The sequence below is a fragment of the Exiguobacterium sp. s83 genome, from assembly GCF_018617095.1.
Classification (GTDB): domain Bacteria; phylum Bacillota; class Bacilli; order Exiguobacteriales; family Exiguobacteriaceae; genus Exiguobacterium; species Exiguobacterium profundum.
The window spans coordinates 290,932-309,459 of record NZ_JACSJP010000002.1 but is presented as its reverse complement, the minus strand read 5'-3'; the positions used below and the strand labels follow the sequence as shown (position 1 = coordinate 309,459).

General features: G+C 48.8%; 23 protein-coding genes, 10 tRNA genes and 1 rRNA gene. 5 read left to right on the top strand and 29 right to left on the bottom strand.

What is annotated here, in order from left to right; translation table 11 throughout:
* The 19 genes from KNO73_RS11045 to acpS all read right to left on the bottom strand — a co-directional run.
* Positions 1-170, bottom strand: a 16S ribosomal RNA gene (locus tag KNO73_RS11045); the annotation flags it as partial.
* Positions 171-270: 100 nt separating this feature from the next.
* A tRNA-Ile gene (locus tag KNO73_RS11040) sits at positions 271-347 on the bottom strand.
* A gap of 10 nt (positions 348-357) precedes the next feature.
* Positions 358-434, bottom strand: a tRNA-Arg gene (locus KNO73_RS11035).
* A 3-nt stretch (positions 435-437) separates the two neighbouring features.
* A tRNA-Leu gene (locus tag KNO73_RS11030) sits at positions 438-525 on the bottom strand.
* 24 nt (positions 526-549) lie between these two features.
* Positions 550-625 (bottom strand) — tRNA-Lys (locus tag KNO73_RS11025).
* A 10-nt stretch (positions 626-635) separates the two neighbouring features.
* A tRNA-Gln gene (locus KNO73_RS11020) sits at positions 636-707 on the bottom strand.
* A 7-nt stretch (positions 708-714) separates the two neighbouring features.
* Positions 715-790 (bottom strand) — tRNA-Asp (locus KNO73_RS11015).
* 21 nt (positions 791-811) lie between these two features.
* Positions 812-887: transfer RNA gene (locus KNO73_RS11010), tRNA-Val, on the bottom strand.
* 5 nt (positions 888-892) lie between these two features.
* Positions 893-967 (bottom strand) — tRNA-Glu (locus KNO73_RS11005).
* A gap of 28 nt (positions 968-995) precedes the next feature.
* Positions 996-1,087, bottom strand: a tRNA-Ser gene (locus KNO73_RS11000).
* 9 nt (positions 1,088-1,096) lie between these two features.
* A tRNA-Asn gene (locus KNO73_RS10995) sits at positions 1,097-1,171 on the bottom strand.
* A 204-nt stretch (positions 1,172-1,375) separates the two neighbouring features.
* Positions 1,376-3,505 carry a Tex family protein gene (locus KNO73_RS10990; RefSeq protein ID WP_215112486.1) on the bottom strand — a complete coding sequence of 710 codons (2,130 nt, stop codon included), beginning with the start codon at positions 3,503-3,505 and terminating at the stop codon, positions 1,376-1,378.
* Between the two features lie 69 nt (positions 3,506-3,574).
* Positions 3,575-4,375, bottom strand: a complete 801-nt coding sequence (sigB, locus tag KNO73_RS10985) for an RNA polymerase sigma factor SigB (protein WP_015880560.1) — start codon at positions 4,373-4,375, stop codon at positions 3,575-3,577.
* On the bottom strand, positions 4,341-4,820 hold the full coding sequence (gene rsbW, locus KNO73_RS10980) for an anti-sigma B factor RsbW (protein ID WP_015880559.1): 480 nt from the start codon (positions 4,818-4,820) through the stop codon (positions 4,341-4,343). Before rsbW ends, sigB begins: the two co-directional genes overlap by 35 nt.
* Positions 4,817-5,143 (bottom strand): STAS domain-containing protein, encoded by a 327-nt coding sequence (locus KNO73_RS10975; RefSeq protein ID WP_015880558.1) that lies wholly within the window; start codon positions 5,141-5,143, stop codon positions 4,817-4,819. The genes rsbW and KNO73_RS10975 overlap by 4 nt, the downstream gene beginning before the upstream one ends.
* Before the next feature lie 140 nt (positions 5,144-5,283).
* Positions 5,284-5,634, bottom strand: a complete 351-nt coding sequence (locus tag KNO73_RS10970; protein WP_026824472.1) for a type II toxin-antitoxin system PemK/MazF family toxin — start codon at positions 5,632-5,634, stop codon at positions 5,284-5,286.
* A 5-nt stretch (positions 5,635-5,639) separates the two neighbouring features.
* Positions 5,640-5,918 carry a hypothetical protein gene (locus tag KNO73_RS10965; RefSeq protein WP_078146158.1) on the bottom strand — a complete coding sequence of 93 codons (279 nt, stop codon included), beginning with the start codon at positions 5,916-5,918 and terminating at the stop codon, positions 5,640-5,642.
* A gap of 129 nt (positions 5,919-6,047) precedes the next feature.
* Positions 6,048-7,124 (bottom strand): alanine racemase, encoded by a 1,077-nt coding sequence (gene alr, locus KNO73_RS10960; protein WP_215112485.1) that lies wholly within the window; start codon positions 7,122-7,124, stop codon positions 6,048-6,050.
* Complete coding sequence (gene acpS, locus KNO73_RS10955) at positions 7,111-7,479, bottom strand: holo-ACP synthase (RefSeq protein WP_031424460.1); 369 nt, start codon at positions 7,477-7,479, stop codon at positions 7,111-7,113. The genes alr and acpS overlap by 14 nt, the downstream gene beginning before the upstream one ends.
* A gap of 63 nt (positions 7,480-7,542) precedes the next feature.
* Between acpS and KNO73_RS10950 the strand changes: the two genes are divergently transcribed.
* Positions 7,543-8,268 carry a rhomboid family intramembrane serine protease gene (locus KNO73_RS10950; RefSeq protein ID WP_078146156.1) on the top strand — a complete coding sequence of 242 codons (726 nt, stop codon included), beginning with the start codon at positions 7,543-7,545 and terminating at the stop codon, positions 8,266-8,268.
* Positions 8,269-8,312: 44 nt separating this feature from the next.
* Here KNO73_RS10950 and KNO73_RS10945 read toward each other — a convergent pair whose 3' ends face one another.
* Genes KNO73_RS10945 through KNO73_RS10935 form a run of 3 tightly spaced genes read right to left on the bottom strand, consistent with a single transcriptional unit; the run spans position 8,313 to position 9,414 of the window.
* On the bottom strand, positions 8,313-8,630 hold the full coding sequence (locus KNO73_RS10945) for a hypothetical protein (RefSeq protein WP_015880545.1): 318 nt from the start codon (positions 8,628-8,630) through the stop codon (positions 8,313-8,315).
* A 33-nt stretch (positions 8,631-8,663) separates the two neighbouring features.
* Positions 8,664-9,146, bottom strand: coding sequence for a hypothetical protein (locus KNO73_RS10940; protein WP_230235411.1), 483 nt, complete (start codon positions 9,144-9,146; stop codon positions 8,664-8,666).
* Positions 9,139-9,414: a 4a-hydroxytetrahydrobiopterin dehydratase gene (locus KNO73_RS10935; RefSeq protein WP_078146155.1), complete on the bottom strand. Its 276-nt coding sequence runs from the start codon at positions 9,412-9,414 to the stop codon at positions 9,139-9,141. Before KNO73_RS10935 ends, KNO73_RS10940 begins: the two co-directional genes overlap by 8 nt.
* A gap of 140 nt (positions 9,415-9,554) precedes the next feature.
* Here KNO73_RS10935 and KNO73_RS10930 point away from each other — a divergent pair, with 140 nt between their 5' ends.
* Positions 9,555-10,088 carry a cysteine hydrolase family protein gene (locus KNO73_RS10930; RefSeq protein ID WP_074034877.1) on the top strand — a complete coding sequence of 178 codons (534 nt, stop codon included), beginning with the start codon at positions 9,555-9,557 and terminating at the stop codon, positions 10,086-10,088.
* A 22-nt stretch (positions 10,089-10,110) separates the two neighbouring features.
* Complete coding sequence (locus KNO73_RS10925; RefSeq protein WP_215112484.1) at positions 10,111-11,556, top strand: nicotinate phosphoribosyltransferase; 1,446 nt, start codon at positions 10,111-10,113, stop codon at positions 11,554-11,556.
* Between the two features lie 37 nt (positions 11,557-11,593).
* On the opposite strand, the gene KNO73_RS10920 is transcribed toward KNO73_RS10925, so the two are convergent.
* Positions 11,594-11,896 (bottom strand): 7TM diverse intracellular signaling domain-containing protein, encoded by a 303-nt coding sequence (locus KNO73_RS10920; protein ID WP_031424443.1) that lies wholly within the window; start codon positions 11,894-11,896, stop codon positions 11,594-11,596.
* A 113-nt stretch (positions 11,897-12,009) separates the two neighbouring features.
* Between KNO73_RS10920 and KNO73_RS10915 the strand changes: the two genes are divergently transcribed.
* Entirely contained in the window at positions 12,010-12,483 is a 474-nt protein-coding gene (locus KNO73_RS10915) for a YwpF-like family protein (protein ID WP_031424441.1), read from the top strand.
* 72 nt (positions 12,484-12,555) lie between these two features.
* Here the strand turns inward: KNO73_RS10915 and KNO73_RS10910 are convergent, their stop codons facing one another.
* The 3 genes from KNO73_RS10910 to KNO73_RS10900 form a co-directional block, all read right to left on the bottom strand.
* On the bottom strand, positions 12,556-13,032 hold the full coding sequence (locus KNO73_RS10910) for a DUF456 domain-containing protein (protein WP_214731346.1): 477 nt from the start codon (positions 13,030-13,032) through the stop codon (positions 12,556-12,558).
* 10 nt (positions 13,033-13,042) lie between these two features.
* Positions 13,043-13,642 (bottom strand): histidine phosphatase family protein, encoded by a 600-nt coding sequence (locus tag KNO73_RS10905; protein WP_078146152.1) that lies wholly within the window; start codon positions 13,640-13,642, stop codon positions 13,043-13,045.
* A gap of 63 nt (positions 13,643-13,705) precedes the next feature.
* Positions 13,706-14,641: an alpha/beta hydrolase gene (locus tag KNO73_RS10900; protein WP_078146151.1), complete on the bottom strand. Its 936-nt coding sequence runs from the start codon at positions 14,639-14,641 to the stop codon at positions 13,706-13,708.
* Between the two features lie 173 nt (positions 14,642-14,814).
* Between KNO73_RS10900 and KNO73_RS10895 the strand changes: the two genes are divergently transcribed.
* Complete coding sequence (locus tag KNO73_RS10895) at positions 14,815-15,816, top strand: metal ABC transporter solute-binding protein, Zn/Mn family (protein ID WP_078146150.1); 1,002 nt, start codon at positions 14,815-14,817, stop codon at positions 15,814-15,816.
* 39 nt (positions 15,817-15,855) lie between these two features.
* Here KNO73_RS10895 and KNO73_RS10890 read toward each other — a convergent pair whose 3' ends face one another.
* The 3 genes from KNO73_RS10890 to KNO73_RS10880 all read right to left on the bottom strand — a co-directional run bounded on the left by KNO73_RS10890 (position 15,856) and on the right by KNO73_RS10880 (position 18,340).
* Positions 15,856-16,302, bottom strand: coding sequence for a hypothetical protein (locus KNO73_RS10890; RefSeq protein WP_215112483.1), 447 nt, complete (start codon positions 16,300-16,302; stop codon positions 15,856-15,858).
* Positions 16,303-16,354: 52 nt separating this feature from the next.
* Positions 16,355-16,810, bottom strand: a complete 456-nt coding sequence (locus tag KNO73_RS10885) for a hypothetical protein (protein WP_031424431.1) — start codon at positions 16,808-16,810, stop codon at positions 16,355-16,357.
* An 84-nt stretch (positions 16,811-16,894) separates the two neighbouring features.
* Positions 16,895-18,340: an alanine/glycine:cation symporter family protein gene (locus KNO73_RS10880; RefSeq protein WP_215112482.1), complete on the bottom strand. Its 1,446-nt coding sequence runs from the start codon at positions 18,338-18,340 to the stop codon at positions 16,895-16,897.
* Between the last annotated feature and the right edge of the window lie 188 nt (positions 18,341-18,528).

The following is an 18,528-nucleotide window of genomic DNA, read 5'->3' as shown; positions in this document are numbered from 1 at the left end:
CTCGTGGTTATCCCAGACCTATGGGCAGGTTCTTTACGTGTTACTCACCCGTCCGCCGCTCATTCCACCGTCGTCCCCCCGAAGGGTTCGGACGGCTTCCTGCGCTCGACTTGCATGTATTAGGCACGCCGCCAGCGTTCGTCCTGAGCCAGGATCAAACTCTCCAAAGAATTTGATATAGCTCTTAAATTGACGAAGCTTGCGCTTCATTCAAAAATGGTAAAACTTTTTTTGCCTCATCGTTCAGTTTTCAAAGTTCGTCAGTTTAAATGGTGGGCCTAAGTGGACTCGAACCACCGACCTCACGCTTATCAGGCGTGCGCTCTAACCGGCTGAGCTATAGGCCCATAAAAAGAATGGTGCACCCTGAGAGATTCGAACTCCCGGCCTTTAGATTCGTAGTCTAACGCTCTATCCAGCTGAGCTAAGGGTGCATATGGTGCGGTCGAGAGGACTTGAACCTCCACGGTGTTAACCACCACTAGGCCCTCAACCTAGCGCGTCTACCGATTCCGCCACGACCGCAGCGTATAAAGTTAAAAAAGAAAATGGTGAGTCATGCAGGGCTCGAACCTGCGACCCTCTGATTAAAAGTCAGATGCTCTACCAACTGAGCTAATGACTCAAATAAAAAGCTGGGCTGGAAGGGATCGAACCTTCGCATGTCGGAATCAAAATCCGATGCCTTACCACTTGGCTACAGCCCAACGTAAATGGCGGTCTTGACGGGATTCGAACCCGCGATCTCCTGCGTGACAGGCAGGCATGTTAACCCCTACACCACAAGACCAGATTACGTTTTTATTTGAAATGGTGGAGGATGACGGGATCGAACCGCCGACCCCCTGCTTGTAAGGCAGGTGCTCTCCCAGCTGAGCTAATCCTCCATATATGGTGACCCGTACGGGATTCGAACCCGTGTTACCGCCGTGAAAGGGCGGTGTCTTAACCGCTTGACCAACGGGCCAGTGTATGTGTCTTCTAAGTAATTTAAGTGGCGGAGACGGAGGGATTCGAACCCTCGCACCGGTTTCCCAGCCTACTCCCTTAGCAGGGGAGCCCCTTATAGCCTCTTGGGTACGTCTCCAAAATAAAATGGCTCCGCAAGTAGGATTTGAACCTACGACCTACCGGTTAACAGCCGGTTGCTCTACCACTGAGCTATTGCGGAACGTTGCTTGAAATTATCGAAGTAACGATTTAAATTGTAACCGCAAACCAGAAACCTGTCAATCACTTTCTTAGAAAAACTTTTATTTCGCATGCCGTCTCTCGGCGACTTCTATAAGATAACACGGTAAAAAAAGACCGTCAACACTTTTTTTAAAAAAAATCAGGTAAAATGAAAAACATTTTACCTGATTCGAGTTTCTTCTTATTTAACGTTCGGTGCAAGCATCGTTAAACTGATCCGTCCCCGATTCACATCGACTTGTTCGATCCACACGGTCACGATGTCACCAACCGCCACGACATCCAATGGATGCTTCACATATCGATTCGATAATTTCGAAATGTGGACCAAACCATCCTGTTTCACCCCAATGTCAACGAACGCGCCAAAATCAATAACGTTTCGAACGGTTCCTTGGAATTCCATGCCGACTTGAAGGTCTTCGAGACTCATGACGTCCGTGCGTAGTAATGGTTTCTGGATATCTTCTCGTGGGTCACGACCTGGTTTGGCTAATGACTTCAAAATGTCTTCGACTGTCGGAAGCCCCGCTTCTAGTTGTTCACTCAAAGCTTTGGCATCGACTTGTTGCAATCGTTCTCGAAGCGCGGCCGTACCGACCTCTGACTTTGAAGAACCGATCTCTTTTAAAATCGATAACGCAAGTGGATAGCTTTCTGGGTGAATCTCCGTCTGGTCGAGAACGTCTTTCCCGTTCATGATCCGTAAGAATCCAGCCGCCTGTTCAAACGCCTTCGCTCCGAGACGAGGTACTTTCTTAATTTCCTTTCTCGTTTCAAAGCGTCCATTCTCTTCACGATATGCCACAATATTTTTCGCCGTCGTTTTATTGAGTCCTGAGACGTACGTCAATAAAGACTCGGAAGCACGGTTCACATCGATCCCGACCATGTTGACCACGCTCTCGACGACGAACTCTAAGGAGGCTTTCAGTTTATTCTGGCTGACGTCATGCTGATATTGTCCGACACCGACTGATTGCGGGTCGACTTTGACAAGTTCCGCCATCGCATCTTGAATTCGACGTGCAATCGAAACGGCTGACCGTTCCTCAACTTTCAAATCCGGGAATTCACTTCGTGCGACTTCCGATGCCGAGTAGACACTTGCCCCCGCTTCGTTCACAATCGCGTAAGCAATATCACGTTCCGCTTTCTTCAACCAGTCGGCGACGAATTGTTCCGTCTCCCGTGAGGCGGTTCCGTTTCCAACGACGATGACCGAGATTGGATATTTCTTCGCGAGTCTCGTCAGTACTTTTTCAGCACCGGCGATATCGTGTTTCGGTGCAGTCGGATAGAAGACGCCGACTTCTTCGACTTTCCCAATCTCATTGACGACTGCCCATTTACAACCAGTTCGATAAGCCGGGTCGATTCCTAGGACGACGACCTCTCGAAGGGGCGGTTGCATATAGAGTTGTTTCAAGTTTTTTGAGAAGACATCGATCGCCTGCTCTTCTGCCTTTTCTGTCAGCTCCCCACGAATCTCTCGTTCGATGGCGGGGAAGACCGACTTCTTGTACGCCTCCGTCACAGCTACCTCGACAACCTCACGCTTTTCTTTCGGAAGTCGTTCGTATGTACGGAGGGCTTGATCCATGAAGCGCGACTCGTTAAACACCACCTTCACTTGGAGCACGTCCGTGCGTTCCCCACGGTTCAAGGCGAGTACACGGTGCGGGACAATGCCAGCAATCTTCTCTTCATATTCATAATACTGCGCAAAAATCTCTTTTTCGTCTTCCGCTTGTTTTTTCTTCTTCGAGCGCAAGAGTCCTTCTTTTCGTACACGATCGCGAAGCATCTGGCGCAGTTTCGCTTCTTCGCCCCATTCTTCGCCGATGATCGCATGAACGAGCGGCAACGCCTCTTCCACCTTGACGTCTTGAGAAAGTTCTTTTACCTTGTCCGAAGAATAGGGTGATTTGTCCCGGAACCAGTCCGCAAGCCGCTGCAGTCCTTTCTCACGTCCCTGTTCTGCTTTCGTGCGTCGTTTTGGACGATAGGGCAAGTAGATGTCTTCCACTTGTTGAAGGGTTGTCGCCGCCTCTAACGCTTTCGTTAGTTCAGGCGTGTTTTTTTCCAACTCTTCTAATTTAGCCAGGACATCCGCCTTGCGTTTTTGCAGGCTCTCTTCATATTGAAGAGCATCCAAGATTCCTTTAATTTCAACTTCGTCCAAATTCCCCGTCATTTCCTTCCGATAACGGGCCATGAACGGAATCGTTGCCCCTTCAGATGCGAGCTGCTGAACCGTCTCGACTTGGTTCACTTTCAAGTTTAACGCGTTAGCCACTTTCGTAATCACTTGAATCACTTCCTTTTTTGATCTCTTTCAAAGTGTAGCAAACATTCAAACAAAAAAGCGATGACTCGATTAGTCATCGCTTGAGAATACTTCATTGAGTGGGACCTTGATGGCTTCACGCAGCTTTTCGAGTGCTCGCCGTTGCAAACGGGACACATGCATCTGCGAGATTCCAAGAAGTTCTCCTGTCTCTTTTTGACTCATATTCTTATAGTAGGCGCATTCCAAGATGGCGCGTTCACGCTCGTTTAAGACATTGAACGCTTTCTCTAAAATGAGACGCTGATCGACTGATTCGTACCCGCGCTCTTGGCTACCGACCAAGTCGAGTAATGTGACCGTACTACCTTCGTTATCCGCTTCGATTGAACTATCAACCGACAAGGCTTGATAACTTTTGCCCATCTCGAGCGTTTCGAGAATTTCTTCATCGGAAACGCCGAGATGATCGGCAATTTCATCGATTCGTGGCGAACGTTGTAATTCGGTCGTCAACTCCTCGACTGTCTTCTTAATTTTTGGACCGAGTTCTTTGATTCGACGTGGCACGTGGACACTCCACGTCTTGTCGCGAATAAATCGTTTGATTTCGCCGATGATGGTCGGGACAGCAAACGATTCGAAGCTACGACCAAATTCCGGGTCAAATCGACGAAGTGCCGCCAATAACCCAATCATCCCAACTTGTACGAGATCGTCATGAATCGCACGACCACGCGAGAATTTACGCGCGAGTGCTTCAACGAGGTCAGAATAGCGGTTGATGAGGAGCATTTGCACTTCTTCGTTTTGATCGTCTTGTTGATAGCGTTCAATCCACTCTAGTACCTCGTCATCACTGTGATGGCGTTGTTGAGATTTTGCTGGCACTCTGATCCACCTCGTCCCTATTGAGGAGTTTTGTCATCGTCACTTTGACACCGTTGTCTTTATTGATCGAGACATCGTCCATTAATGCTTCGATCAAGAAGAGACCAAGTCCTCCTTCATGGAGCGATTCAATTTCGGTCGTCTCTTCGACCGGAGCGGCTTGACGCTTCACATCATCTGCGAACGTCTTGCCGGAATCCTCAATCGTGATTTCAAGACGATCTGCATAGACGCCACAAGCGAGTTTGACCTCTCCATCTTGATGATCGTCATAAGCATGTTGGACGGCGTTGCCACATGCTTCCGAGACCGCGATTTTAATATCTTCGATCTCGTCGTACGTATATCCCATACGGTTAGCGATTCCTGAAACGACTAATCGAACCACACCGACATATTCGGGTTTGGCCGGGAACGTCATGACCGTCTGTTCAACATTATTCATTGCGTGCCACCTCTTACGTTCGAATTAATAGAAAGAAGTTTGTGAAGACCCGTCAATTCGAACAGACGATTGACTCGGTCTGTGACTCCGACAAGTGACAACTCTTTTTCGTTACGCGTGGCAATCTTTAATGCCCCGACGAACACGCCAAGACCTGTCGAATCCATATACTCCACTTCGTCTAAATGAACGACCACATCTTGCTCACTGATGGCCGGATGCAATACTTCTTTCAATTTTGGTGCAGTATATGTATCCACTTCTCCGGATACGTAAAGGTGTAATTGTTCTCCAATGACTTGCTCGCGAATCGCTAAATCCATCGTCTATTCCCTCCTAAATGTCCGTACAGAAAAATTGAGTACGATTAACTTAAATTCCCCTCTAACAAAATCTTAAACCACTTTTTTTAAAAAGTTTAAAAAAAGACCGATACCTATGTACCAGTCTTATCTATGTAAGGCTAGAGAGGGATCAATCCCATACTGATCTCTAGCGCTCTGTCCACTTTATGCATCGTCTCATCATCGAGATGAGTGACTTTATCCGTCAGACGACGCTTATCAATCGTTCGAATCTGTTCAAGCAAAATCACAGAATCTCGTTCGAGTCCGTGCTTCTCTTGATATACTTCCACATGAGTCGGCAGTTTTGCTTTTTGAATCTGAGCTGTAATCGCAGCGACAATGACGGTCGGGCTAAAGCGATTGCCGATGTCGTTCTGTACGATGAGAACGGGTCGAACGCCACCTTGCTCTGAGCCGACTACGGGCGACAGATTCGCATAAAACACGTCACCACGCTTTACGATCACGTTGCTCACACCCCACTTACTTGACGTAAGAGAGCGTGTTCGGCTTCGGTTTCAATCATTAGCATCTCTTCTGCCATATTCAAGTTAAACGCGGCCATCTCTTGATAGCCTCTCGCCAATTCTTCACGCAGTGTTTGTTGTCGATCAGCAATTTCTTTAGACAAGTATGTCACTACATCGTTCAAGGACAGTGTTTCACGGTCTTTCATCGAAATCGGACCCCCTTGTTGCGAGAACCGATCTGGGACGGACGCTAGCGCACCCGCAGTTCGCTGCTTCAACATCTTACACCTCCAGAATCGTTTCATGGACTGGCGGAAATTCTCCCGCGTTCTTTATCAATATAACACGCGGGAATGGGAAAATATAGAGAAATCGAGAAAGAATTCAGATAATTTCACACGATTTATGATTCACACATAAAGACGTGGCAATCGGCTCGTGAATTGGCAAACGATCTCATAGTTGATCGTCCCAAGATATGAGGCGAGTTCATCAATGGCGACGTTTCCACCGACAAGGGTCACGTCCGTCCCTACAGGAAACTCCTTTGGAAGTCGGATCATGAAGCGGTCCATACAGACGCGTCCCACGATCGGACAACGAATCCCATTGACCTCCACTTCAAATCCGCTCGCCTTTCGTAACCAGCCGTCCGCATATCCGACCGGAACGGTACCAATCCATTCATCGGCTGACGTTGTATACGTCGCGCCGTAACTGATTGTCTGACCTGCCTCTAGCCGCTTCACCTGCATGAGCTGACTTTTTAGCGTGAAGGCCGGGCGCAGGAACGAATAGAACGTCTCCATCTCACGTGACGGATATAACCCATAGAGCGCGATGCCGACACGAACCAGATTATAAGGAACATCTCGTCCGGCCATTCGGATGGCCCCGGCCGAGTTCGACGTATGGATATAGCGGAACCGCTCGTGGAGACCATCCATCAAACGCTCGAACCGCTCTTGCTGTGTATAATACAGATTGCTATCGAGCTCATCCGCCGTTGCGAAGTGGGTATAGATTCCTTCCACCACAAACGAATCGGTCGCTTCTTCAAGTAAGGCATCCAACTGTTCACGGGTACGAAGTCCGAGGCGTCCCATCCCGGTATCGACTTTGATATGAACCGTCAACGGCTTTTCTTCTATATATGGAGCTGCCTCTCGTAACCATTCGGCAGAAAATACGGACAACGTGATCCCCTGTTCTGCCGCCACTCCGGCATATTCAGGGAATTGCGCTTCCATGACGAGAATCGGTGCTTCGATTCCCGCATCGCGGAGTTCGAGCGCTTCCTCGAGTAACGCGACCCCGAGCATCGTCGCTCCGTTCTCCAGGGCGATCTTCGCCACTTCGATGGCCCCATGTCCGTAGGCATTCGCTTTGACGACCGCCATGAGGTCCTGCGGAATCCGTCTCGTTAATTCTTTTATATTATGGACGATGGACGCCCGATCAATCTCGATTCGACTAGGACGAAACATGATGTCCCTCCTCTTCTAAGATGACTTGTGCGATGGCGTATGTTTGACTATGGCTGATGCTGACATGGATTTTCCCCGCAAACGGCGCGGTCATGACAGGTCGACCCGTCTCATCCGGTAAAATTTCAATATGACGCCAGGATAACCCGTGTGCGATGCCAGTCCCGATTGCCTTGGCGTAAGCTTCTTTCGCGGCAAAGCGACCCGAGACAAACTCGATTTGACGCGGGAGCGGATACTGTTGAGACAGTTCATATTCCGCATCGGTGAGCAGCCGTTTTAAAAAACGTGGTTGTTTCATCGAGCGAGCCATCCGATCAAGCTCGACGATATCGACTCCGATTCCTACAATCACAGGACACTCGCTCCTTTCCTTTTTTCCCCGTTTCCTTATACAATTGAGGAAAGAGGTGATGTTATGTTTAGTCGTACGGAAAATGTTCAAACGTTTGTACGGGCATATCCACTCGTAACGCTGTTCATTGTAATCCAACTCCTTGTGTTTGTCATCGATTCTTTCGCTCCTGGTTTACGAATCGTGGCGACGGGAGGGTCGTTCCATTTGGCACTCGCGGACGGACAATGGTACCGCTTGGTCACGGCCAACTTCATTCATTTGAGTCTCGGTCACTTGCTGTTCAACTCGTTCGCACTGATCATCTTCGGACCGGCGATGGAACGAATGGTCGGACACGTGAAATTTGCCTTGTTTTATGTATTCGCTGGAGCGCTCGCCAACCTGCTCACGTATTTCACTGTCAGTAACTTGTTTTATCTACAAGCCGGGGCGTCAGGCGCCATCTTGGCCATTCTCGGATTCTACGTATTCATCGGTCGTTTCCGTCGCACGTTGATGTACAGCCAAGATGCCCGCTTGGTCTACATCTTCGTCGCTATCAGTGCCGTTTTCACATTGATTGGTTCGAACGTTTCCCTTTGGGGACATGTGTACGGGTTCTTGGCCGGATTCTTACTTGCCATCCCACTCTCACGTTTCACCGTCCCGTATACGCGCCCGATGCGCTACGGGAAGTATAAGCAACGTTCGTACACGCCCCCTGTCATTCATTCCGGGGACGGAAAGTGGTTTTTCTACATCATCATCGGACTGGCCATCTTCGGATTATTGGCACAGTTCTTATAAAGAAGGTACGAAAAATGGCCAAGCGAAATCGCTTGGCCATTTGATTAGATTTGATTTTTATGACGAGCCTCTTGAAGCGCATCCACTAAGTCTTTCACGTCTTCGACGAGGTTTTGAATCGTATCTTGGTTTTCTTCGTAAAGCGATTTCCATTCCATGACACGGTCTTTCAAGTTGCCTTTCGATGACGCTTGTAGACCGACCGCATGTGCCTCAGTCGACGTATTCGATGATTTCAACTTCGACTTGATGCCTTTCAGTTGTCTCACTTGTTGATCGCGCGTTTCGCTATGGAGAAGTGATGCTGCTGCGCCGATTACCGCACCCGCAGCCATCCCCAACCAGAAATAATTCTTGTTCATAAAAATCCTCCCCTAACATGACGTTATCTTTTATTATAGATTATCTGACTCACTGACGACATAGTGTTTTATGACGGGACCTGCACCGCGCTGTTCGACCGCTCGCTTCAAGCGGTCTTCAAGGATTGCATAGTCCGCTGTATCACGAAAGTGTTTCCCACCAGACGTGAACTGAATAAAGACGACGGCATGATTATCATCCGGGTCGACACCTAATCGGTATGCCGAAAACCCATCATGACTGACACCGAGTGGCGCCTTTTCCGTCAACAAGTGGTGAAACAACAGGGAGCGGGCATTCTCATCTGCCGGAACGTTTGCGTATAAAATGTTCCCTTTTTTCACGAATTCGCCCGACGCCTCTTCAATTTCAAACACTTTACCGCTCTTGAACGGAGACTTCTCTCCTTCTGCGAGCAAAATCGTTTCGTGTCCATTCGCCGCGATGACGCCTGGCTCCTTTCGAAGACGCTCCGCCACGCTGCCTGACGCAAAAGTCATATAGAGCTTAGACAAGTTCCTCACACCCTTTCGCGAGTGTGATGTCTTTCTCCGTAATGCCCCCTTCGTCATGGGTCGAGACGGTCAATGTCACGTTCCGATATTCAATCAAGATGTTCGGATGATGATCGAGCGATTCAGCCAAATCTGCTACAAGATGCACGAACTGAATGGCCTCCGGAAATGTTTCCAGCCGATACGTCTTTTGAATCTCCCCGTTCACTTCTTCCCAACCGTTCAACCGTGACAGTTCCTCTGTCAATTCACTTTGCGATAATACCATCGTCACAATCCCCTTTCCCTATACAGTCTACTGTCTTAATCTACCCAAACCGAAGAAAAATAATCTTCCGTGCATGATGTATAATGAATTAGAATGAGATGGACAGCCATCATTTTCATTACGAGAGAGGAGCATCTCCCATGCGCGCATTGATTGTTATTGATTATACATTTGATTTTATCGCAGACAGTGGTCGTTTGACTTGTGGGAAACCCGGGCAAGAGATTGAAGAACGGATCGTCGAATTGATTGGGACATTCGCAACGGATGACTATGTCGTCATCGCGAACGACGTCCATGATGCAGGTGACACGTTCCACCCTGAAACGACGTTGTTCCCACCGCACAATATCCGCGGGACAGAGGGCCGTGAGTTGTACGGTTCTGTGAAGGAAGCTGCGAAACAGGCAGACCACTGGATTGATAAGACACGTTATAGTGCCTTTGCCGGAACTGACCTTGACCTGCGTCTTCGGGAACGCGGAATCACAGAAGTTCATCTCGTCGGTGTCTGCACGGATATTTGTGTACTCCATACAGCCGTAGATGCCTACAACCTCGGTTATCAAATCGTCGTCCATGCCGATGCCGTTCAAAGCTTCAACCCGGTCGGCCATGAATGGGCGCTCGAACATTTCGTCACAACACTCGGTGCGACAGTCGTCGGAAAGTGACGTAAAACAGAAAGGAAATCATATGTTACATCGTAATTTAGCCCTTCACACAGATCTTTATCTTCCACGTTGGATGTATATTTACTGGAAGCAAGGTCGCCATAATGAAAAGGTCGTCTTCGACCTTTACTATCGCTCGAATCCATTTAGTGGTGGTTATGTCGTCTTCGCCGGACTCGAGAATATCGTTCACTACTTAGAGAACGTCTCCTTTACGGAGGCGGACATCACCTATTTGAAAGAGCAACTCGGATTCGAAGATGAATTCGAAGACGTCTTACGGAACTTTAAGTTCACTGGTTCACTATATAGTGTTCGCGAAGGAGAAGTCATCTTCCCACATGAACAAGTCGTTCGGATTGAATCGACCATCTTTGAAGCGAAGCTGTTCCAAACGGCGCTACTCAATATCGCGAACCACGAATCACTCATTGCCACGAAGTATGCACGCATTCGTCAGGCTGCTCCGAACGAGACACTCCTTGAAGGAGGAGCTCGTCGCGCGCAAGGTGTCGATGCGGCTTACTACGGAACACGTGCGGCTTACATCGCTGGTTTCGACGTGACAAGTCTCGTGTCAGCCGGTCGTGACTTTGATGTCCCGACAGGAGGAACGATGGAGCATGCCGACATTCAGTTCCACGATGATGAATTGAGCGCATTCCGTTCGTTCGCTGAGATGTACCCGGACAACACAAGCCTTCTCATCGATACGTATGACACACTCAAGTCTGGTCTGCCGAACGCGATTACGGTCGCAAAAGAGCTCGAGGCGAAGGGCCATCGTCTCAAGTCAGTACGACTCGACTCTGGGGACCTCGCCTACTTGTCGAAGCGTGCCCGGAAGGCGTTGAATGAAGCAGGGCTCGACTACGTCAAAATCGTCGTCTCTGGGGATTTGGATGAGTATGTCATCCAGGACTTACGGATGCAAGGCGCAGAGGCCGATACGTTCCTCGTTGGGACACGCGGCATCACGGCTTACGAGCAGCCGGCACTCGGGATGGTCTATAAGCTCGTCGCGCGTGAGGATGAATCTGGTGAATTAAAGCCGGTCATCAAAGTATCTTCTTCCAAGGTGAAGACGACGACTCCTCACAAGAAAGAGTTGTATCGCATCATCGACAACGAAACGAAAAAGTTCAAAGGCGACTATATCGCCCTCGCCGATGAACCGGTCGAATCGTACACCGAGATCGACTTGATTGACGTCCGTGACCCGGCCTTCAAGATCAAGACACGTAACTTCAACGTGAAACGTTTGTTACAACCAATCTTCCTTGATGGGAAACGCGTATACGACCTTCCAAGCACAAGTGAGATTCGTGCATATCATCACGAGCAGATGAACGGATTGTGGGAAGAGTACAAGCGTCTCCGTTTACCAGAAGTGTATTCGGTGACGTTCAGCAAGTCACTATGGGATTTAAAACTCGATATGATTCGCAAAACGCGGGTACCAAAATAAAAAAAACGGCTGTGGGTGCATACCCACAGCCGTTTTTTTATACCATTGTCATCTCGCCTGCTTGGCTTTGATCTTCTTTTCTCCGAAAGTAAAGCGCCATCGACAAAGAGAGCAATATCAAGACAAAATAGACGGTCCGTTGCCAAAACGTCGCTTCGGTGTCTCCTTGGAACAACGCAATGATATAATCGCTCCCACTGACTAAAAACAATCCGGCAAGCAAGAGAAAAATCCGATAGCCGGCCCGACTCCGCTCCCGTTTCACTTTGAAGAAAAGGACACCATAATAGACGATTGCGAGAATCGTCACATACCCGATTACGCCAACAACCCAACTCATCTTGATGCCTCCCTCACTCTCTATTTTTCTGTTTCTTCCCCGTTATCTTAACACATTCTATTCCTCAGACTGTGTTAAGATGGTCTAAAGAAAACGCGGAAAGGAACGATCCCATGAAAACGTTTCGCCTCGTCCAAGTCCGACTCGTCCAAGACGAATACGGCAATGAACTGAATTTACCGATCGATTTACTCGATGGGTTAATCATCTCGAAGGAGCACGATTCAGAATGGCTCCTCGAAATGCTCGTGCCGACCGAGTCGGCTGTCACGCTCCATCATTACTTAAACAAACGCATCCTCATCCTCGCTGAAGCCGTCATCACGTCGCCAACGAACGCCCCGGCTGCGCTCGCACTGACGTTCACGAGCGAGAGGGCCTTGAACGACCATCATACGTTCGTCGCTGAAGGACTCATGTTGATGCCGAAACAAGACGCGACGAAGCAAGTACTCGATTCGTTGATCCAAGATGGCGTCGCCACCTCGAATTTAAAGCCCGCCTTCTTCGAGAAAAAAGTCGAAATGCAACAATCGTTCAGTCGCTCCGCTTTCAATCAATTGGTCAAAACCGGGTCATTTGAATAATCGGATGACCTGTTTTTCTTTCCCCAAAACCATTCACCTTTCAAACTAAAAAGACGGAGAAACATCTCCGCCTCACACGTAGATAAAGAATAGGATGATCATCATCGTCATCCCGATCACTTTTAAGAGCGTGCTGCCGAGAAAGGCGAGAACGGTGCCGACGCCGATGCTCCACGCTTCACGTGTCGTCTTCCCGAGTGTCAACTCCGCCAAGAAAGCGAAGATGAACGGGAAAATCAAAACCCCGACGAGCGGGAAAATAAACGGCCCTGCAATCAAGCCGATTGTCGCGCCCCATTTCGCACGCTCCGAGCCGCCTCGCTTATCCACTGTAGCCCGCGTGACGACATAGTCGACCCCGAACAAGAAGATGAGGAAGACCGTTTGCCATACCCAGAATGTCCAAGTCAACGGTTCAAATGAAAAACCGAATCCATAAATCATGTATCCGATGAACAAGAACAAGACACTCGGGATGACTGGATAGATGAGTCCTGCAAAAGCGACCACGAATGATGCGATAATGAATACCCATAGTAAGGTCGTCATGACATTCTCCTCATTTCATAATGGTCGGATCGGTGATATGGTCAGCCACGTTGACCGCCTTCACTTCAAACCGACCTTGTTGATGGGTGATATAGTTCGAGCAGGCGTTTCGCATGGCGTGACGGAACGTATATGCCCCATCGATGGCAGAAAGCGCCGCTTTGATTGCATGAGAATGGCAGACGACAATGATGCGTTTGCCAGAATACGTATCCACCAAATGATTCATTCCTTCTAAGACCCGTGTACGCATCTCGTCTTCCGTTTCGAGACCCGGAATCTGATTCTGGTCATCCGCTTGAACCGCCTCGTAAATCCCTTTCACGGGTTGCCCGGATGCCGCTCCGAATTCACGTTCAATGAAACGCTCATCTAGCAGAATCGCTTTATGTTCGATGCCACAGGCTGTCGCAATGGCTTGCGCGGTGTGAACCGCACGTGACAAGGGACTCGAGACGATGACGTCCCACTTCTCCTGACTCAAAAAAGCTGCACTCTCCTCTGCCTGTTGACGTCCGAGTGCATTCAACGGGTTATCTTCACGCCCTTGAATAATTTCTAAACGGTTCCAATCGGTCTGACCGTGTCTGACTAAACATAACTCTGTCACTACTTCCACTCCTTACTCTTTCAATCATCCCCCATCGTACCATCTTCCCTAAAAATCGCAACGTCATCCGAGACATTCTTCAATAAAACGATTGATTCTGGCCATGAGTTGCTCTTCTTTGATTGGATTATCCGATTGAAGGAAGCTCGCCAGCGAGTGGGTTCCATTCGGAAAGGAGATGAGTTGAACGTTCGCGCCGACGTCACTCGCATGTTCGACGAAGTGAAGCGCTTGGCCGAACGGGACAATCGGATCTTTCTTCCCGTGTAGCAGTAAAATCGGCGGGGCATCGGCATATAGATGGGAGACCGGGGAGCATTTTACCATCAACTCACGCCATTCCTCACGGCTTCCTTCATAGAACTTTAAGTGAGCGAGCCACGTCTGGATAAATTTGAACAATAAAAAGTTTGTCGGTGGATACAAGGCGATGACCCCTTTGATGGTCGGGAGGTCGTCTCCCAAATCGCCCGCAAATTGTCGATGACGATCGAGCGCAGCCGCAAGCATGAGCGCGGCGCCTGCTGAGTCCCCCCAAACGAGTAGTTGACTTGTATCTAGCGTCAACAGCGATTCATGTTGTTTCAAATAGCACAGGGCATCAGAAACATCAAAAATATTGTCAGGGAAGTACACCCCGTCTTCAAATAGACGGTAATCGATGCTGACGACCGCGATCCCTTTCCCCAAAAAGTGGTCGAGCAACGGATGAAACAGGGTCACCATACTCCGATTCCCTCTGACGAACGCTCCCCCATGAGCATATACCGCCACCGGGAAGGGTCCCTCCCCAGGGGGGAGATACAAATCAAATTGGAGCGGACGATCGTGAACAATTTTATACGTGTACGTGTGGCGCCGGCGTGTTGTCGGTTGAATCGGCAACTTGGGTTCTTGCCATCTGACAAGGGACCCGTACTGACTCCACACGCTAGCCCCGGCTGCCGTCGCCGCAGCAATCGCCGCGCCCCCGACAAACCAGGCAGTCTCCTTTCTCATACAATCCACTCCTCGTTCCTTTTTTTAATCATATTCCCGCTTTTTTCAAAAATCTATCCATCAGAAGTCGGACTTGACGTGCTCCAAAGGTCACACTATAATATTACTCGCAGTCATAAAACGTAACAGTTACGATTTAATATTCAGATAACTTGAAAGGTGGAAGATGGAAGATGAAGAAAACTTGGTTAGGCGCAGTCGTAGCCGGTACGCTTTTACTTGGTGCGTGTGGAAATACCGAAGGAGATAACGCATCTGAATCGACAGATGGTCAACTGACCGTCTTCGCTTCAACGTTTGCATTAAAATCATTAGCCGAAGAAATCGGTGGCGACCGCGTCCACGTGGAGATGGTCATTCCACCTGGGGCTGATCCGCATACGTATGAGCCAACTTCAAAGCAAATGACACAAATCGCAGAAGCCGACCTCTTTTTGACGATTGGTCATGACCTTGAACCTTACGTCGAGTCTATGGAGAAGAGTTTAGAGGGTCAGAACGTCGCCTTCGTCAAAACAGCCGAGAACGTGAAGTTACTCGATGCGGCGGATACCGTCCATGTCCATGAAGAAGAAGGACATGCTGAAGACGAAGGGCATTCTGAGGACGAGCATGCTAACGAAGAAGCATCACATTCGGAAGATGAGCATGACCACGGAAAGTATGACCCTCACGTTTGGCTCGATCCAACGAATGCTGTATCGATGGCAGAAGCGGTCGAAGCCGCATTCAGTGAGGAAGCACCCGACTATAAGGATGAGTTCGCAGAACGATTAAGCACCTTCAAAGACGAAGCGAACGCCCTCGATGCGGAATTGAAGGCAGCGGTCGAGAACGGTTCGAAATCCGAGTTACTTGTAACGCATGCCGCATACGGCTATTTGGCTGAACGCTATGGTTTCGATCAGTTGCCGATTGCCGGACTTACACCGTCTGAAGAGCCGTCACAACAAGCTCTCAAACGGATCATCGAGGAAGCCCGTCTCCATGACTTGAACTATATCGCATTTGAAGACACGGTCACACCAAAAGTGGCCGAAGTCGTGAAACAAGAGATCGGCGCAGAGAGCGTGACGATCTATAACTTGGAATCGGTCACGAAAGAACAGATGGACAAGAGCTACTTCGACTTGATGCGTGAAAACGTCAAGGCACTTGAGACAGCGTTGAAATAATCAAAATCCCGAAACGAATCAACTCGTTTCGGGATTTTTTTATACTTCTATTCGTCGGTCTAACATCTTCATCGTGACAAGAAGCAGGAGCAGTAGCGATACGATGACGCTCATCATCCAGAAGTCCCCGTCCATGAAGAATGATCGTGTCCACTCTCCTGTACTCAGTCCTAACCACGCTTGACTGACACCAACGCCAATCAGTGCGATTGCACCAAAACGAACCCATGTCATCTGTGGAACGAATCGTTTGCTGACCACATAACTATTCAATACTAAAAGACCGACATACGCGATAAGAAGGACGTTCCAAACTGTATCGAATAGCACCGGTGCCACCCCTCCCGTCACAGCATACCCCCACGTCATGAAGAATACGATGAATGAGATGAGTGTGATGCGATAAAGCGGCTTGATTTTCGTTTGATACGCAAGAAACGGATTGATGAGTATCCCGAGCCAGATGAGTGTGCCGAACACATCCATGAGCAAATCCCCTTTATACCATTTATTAACAGTATACCACGGGAATTCACTTTCATTCATAATAAATCAAGACGAGTTCTTCCTGGGACGAAGCGATCTCACAAAACTGTTGCAACCGGGTCCAATCTTCCCAAATCATCTCGAATTCATCTTTTGCAACGAATGCCATGTCTTTCACATCATCTCGCCCGAACGCATGCAACGTATCTTTGACGATATGAAGTAACTGCGGGGTCAAGATACCGACCACGACCGCCTGCGCCTCATTGACAATCAACTCTTCGCCGACGAGCGCCATTTCCATGTTATACGTGTCGGCCCCGTCGATATATACCTCGATTTGACTAAGTACGCGTTGAAACGGTTCCACATTCGGAAGCGTCAGCGTATCGTCCCGATCCCGATATTGCTCATGCATATGAATCAACCAGTCTAAAATCATCTCCGGATCCTGATTAAATGACACCCAAACTTCTGGGGAAACACGTACATAATGCGTCGTCTCCATACATGAACGCCCCCTTTTTATGACATTACCCGTCTTATATGTGTAAAAAAACCGCCTACTTGAATTCGTAGACGGTTCCTTATATCAAGAACGACTTGTTCCTGTTTGTTGTTCCTCTGTTTCGCTTTCCCAAGCTTCGATGTATTCACGACCAGGAAGATTTTCAACCGAGTCGACATAGAAAACTGGGTCTTCTCCTTCGCGTCGCTGTGCCAAGTAGTCATCGAGAACGGCGCGAGCCACTTTCGCCAAGCGGAAGATGGCATACAAGTTCACGAGTGCCATGAGACCCATGAACACGTCAGCAATCGACCAAACAAGGCCGGCAGAGCGGACTGCACCAAACAAGACCATGCCGACAACACCGATGCGATAGAGCGTGACATAGATTTTCTTATCCGAGATGAACTGGATGTTCGTCTCACCGTAGTAATAGTTTCCAAGAATCGAACTGAACGCAAATAGGAAAATCGCAATCGTCAAGAACGATGTAGCGACCGAACCGATTTCTGCTGTCAACGCGGCTTGCGTCAATTCGACACCCGCGAAAGACTTTGAACCGGCTACGCCTGAAATCAAGATGATCATCGCTGTCGATGTACAAACGAACAATGTATCGACAAATACGCTAAACGATTGAATCAGTCCTTGTTTGACAGGGTGCGATACTTCCGCTGTCGCAGCGGCGTTCGGTGCAGAACCCATACCCGCTTCGTTCGAGAAGAGACCTCGACGAATCCCTTGAAGTACCATGGCGCCGATCGCTCCTCCGAAGAGTTGCTCAATTCCGAGGACTCCTTCTGAGAAGATGAGGTTGAAGACGTCTGGTAGAAGGGAAACGTTCGTCACCATAATCCAAATCGCGAGTAAGATGTAGCCACCTGCCATGACCGGTACGATGATACTCGACAAGAGTGCGATCGATTGGATCCCACCGAAAACGACAATTGCCGTCACAATCGCGAGGACGACCCCAACGACTGTTGTGCTGATCCCGAACTGGTTACTCACGGAGAGTGAGATCGTATTCGACTGTACCGAGTTGAACGCGAATCCGAATGAGAACGTGATTAAAATCGCGAACAAGACACCTAGCCAGCGTTGACCGAGCGCACGCTCCATATAGTAGGCAGGTCCCCCACGCCATGTGCGTCCATCACGAATCTTGTACACTTGTGCCAACGTACTTTCGACGAATGCAGATGCTGCCCCAATCAACGCAATGAGCCACATCCAGAAAACTGCTCCTGGGCCACCTAGCGCAATCGCTGTCGCCACACCGGCAATGTTACCCGTCCCTACACGAGCTGCCGTTCCGATTGCGAAAGCTTGGAACGAAGACACTTGGCCTTTTTCACGTGCTGTGCCCTCTTTGAACAAGAGGCGGAACATTTCAGGAATCATGCGGAACTGAACGAAGCCCATACGAACTGTAAAATAAAGACCTAAAGCAACAAGTACAACGATGAGCACTTGCGACCACAACAAATCGTTCGCTTGCGAAACGAGTTTCTCTACCAATTTCTCCATACTAATCCTCCATCACTCTAAAAATCTCAATAGAAAAAGTCATGTCAACTTTCTTAACATGAATTGAATTATAGGTAAATTATACGAAAATTGCAATATTAATTCGTTTTTCAATATCACCTCGACTCTTTCTAAAAGCAAAAAACGAGCCGGGGAGCGCATCGCAATCCGACTCGTTTTCTATTCCG

Bases quoted from the DNA above. Each gene is read 5' to 3' on its own strand.
- KNO73_RS10975 (WP_015880558.1), bottom strand. From the start codon at position 5,143: ATGGATTTAGCGATTCGCGAGCAAGTCATTGGAGAACAATTACACCTT.
- KNO73_RS10910 (WP_214731346.1), bottom strand. From the start codon at position 13,032: ATGACGACCTTACTATGGGTATTCATTATCGCATCATTCGTGGTCGCT.
- KNO73_RS10965 (WP_078146158.1), bottom strand. From the start codon at position 5,918: ATGTTGAAGCAGCGAACTGCGGGTGCGCTAGCGTCCGTCCCAGATCGG.
- KNO73_RS10880 (WP_215112482.1), bottom strand. From the start codon at position 18,340: ATGGAGAAATTGGTAGAGAAACTCGTTTCGCAAGCGAACGATTTGTTG.
- KNO73_RS10890 (WP_215112483.1), bottom strand. From the start codon at position 16,302: ATGGATGTGTTCGGCACACTCATCTGGCTCGGGATACTCATCAATCCG.
- KNO73_RS10930 (WP_074034877.1), top strand. From the start codon at position 9,555: ATGCGCGCATTGATTGTTATTGATTATACATTTGATTTTATCGCAGAC.
- KNO73_RS10945 (WP_015880545.1), bottom strand. From the start codon at position 8,630: ATGAACAAGAATTATTTCTGGTTGGGGATGGCTGCGGGTGCGGTAATC.
- KNO73_RS10900 (WP_078146151.1), bottom strand. From the start codon at position 14,641: ATGAGAAAGGAGACTGCCTGGTTTGTCGGGGGCGCGGCGATTGCTGCG.
- KNO73_RS10935 (WP_078146155.1), bottom strand. From the start codon at position 9,414: ATGGTATTATCGCAAAGTGAATTGACAGAGGAACTGTCACGGTTGAAC.
- KNO73_RS10915 (WP_031424441.1), top strand. From the start codon at position 12,010: ATGAAAACGTTTCGCCTCGTCCAAGTCCGACTCGTCCAAGACGAATAC.
- KNO73_RS10895 (WP_078146150.1), top strand. From the start codon at position 14,815: ATGAAGAAAACTTGGTTAGGCGCAGTCGTAGCCGGTACGCTTTTACTT.
- KNO73_RS10925 (WP_215112484.1), top strand. From the start codon at position 10,111: ATGTTACATCGTAATTTAGCCCTTCACACAGATCTTTATCTTCCACGT.
- rsbW (WP_015880559.1), bottom strand. From the start codon at position 4,820: ATGAATAATGTTGAACAGACGGTCATGACGTTCCCGGCCAAACCCGAA.
- alr (WP_215112485.1), bottom strand. From the start codon at position 7,124: ATGTTTCGTCCTAGTCGAATCGAGATTGATCGGGCGTCCATCGTCCAT.
- KNO73_RS10920 (WP_031424443.1), bottom strand. From the start codon at position 11,896: ATGAGTTGGGTTGTTGGCGTAATCGGGTATGTGACGATTCTCGCAATC.
- KNO73_RS10885 (WP_031424431.1), bottom strand. From the start codon at position 16,810: ATGGAGACGACGCATTATGTACGTGTTTCCCCAGAAGTTTGGGTGTCA.
- KNO73_RS10950 (WP_078146156.1), top strand. From the start codon at position 7,543: ATGTTTAGTCGTACGGAAAATGTTCAAACGTTTGTACGGGCATATCCA.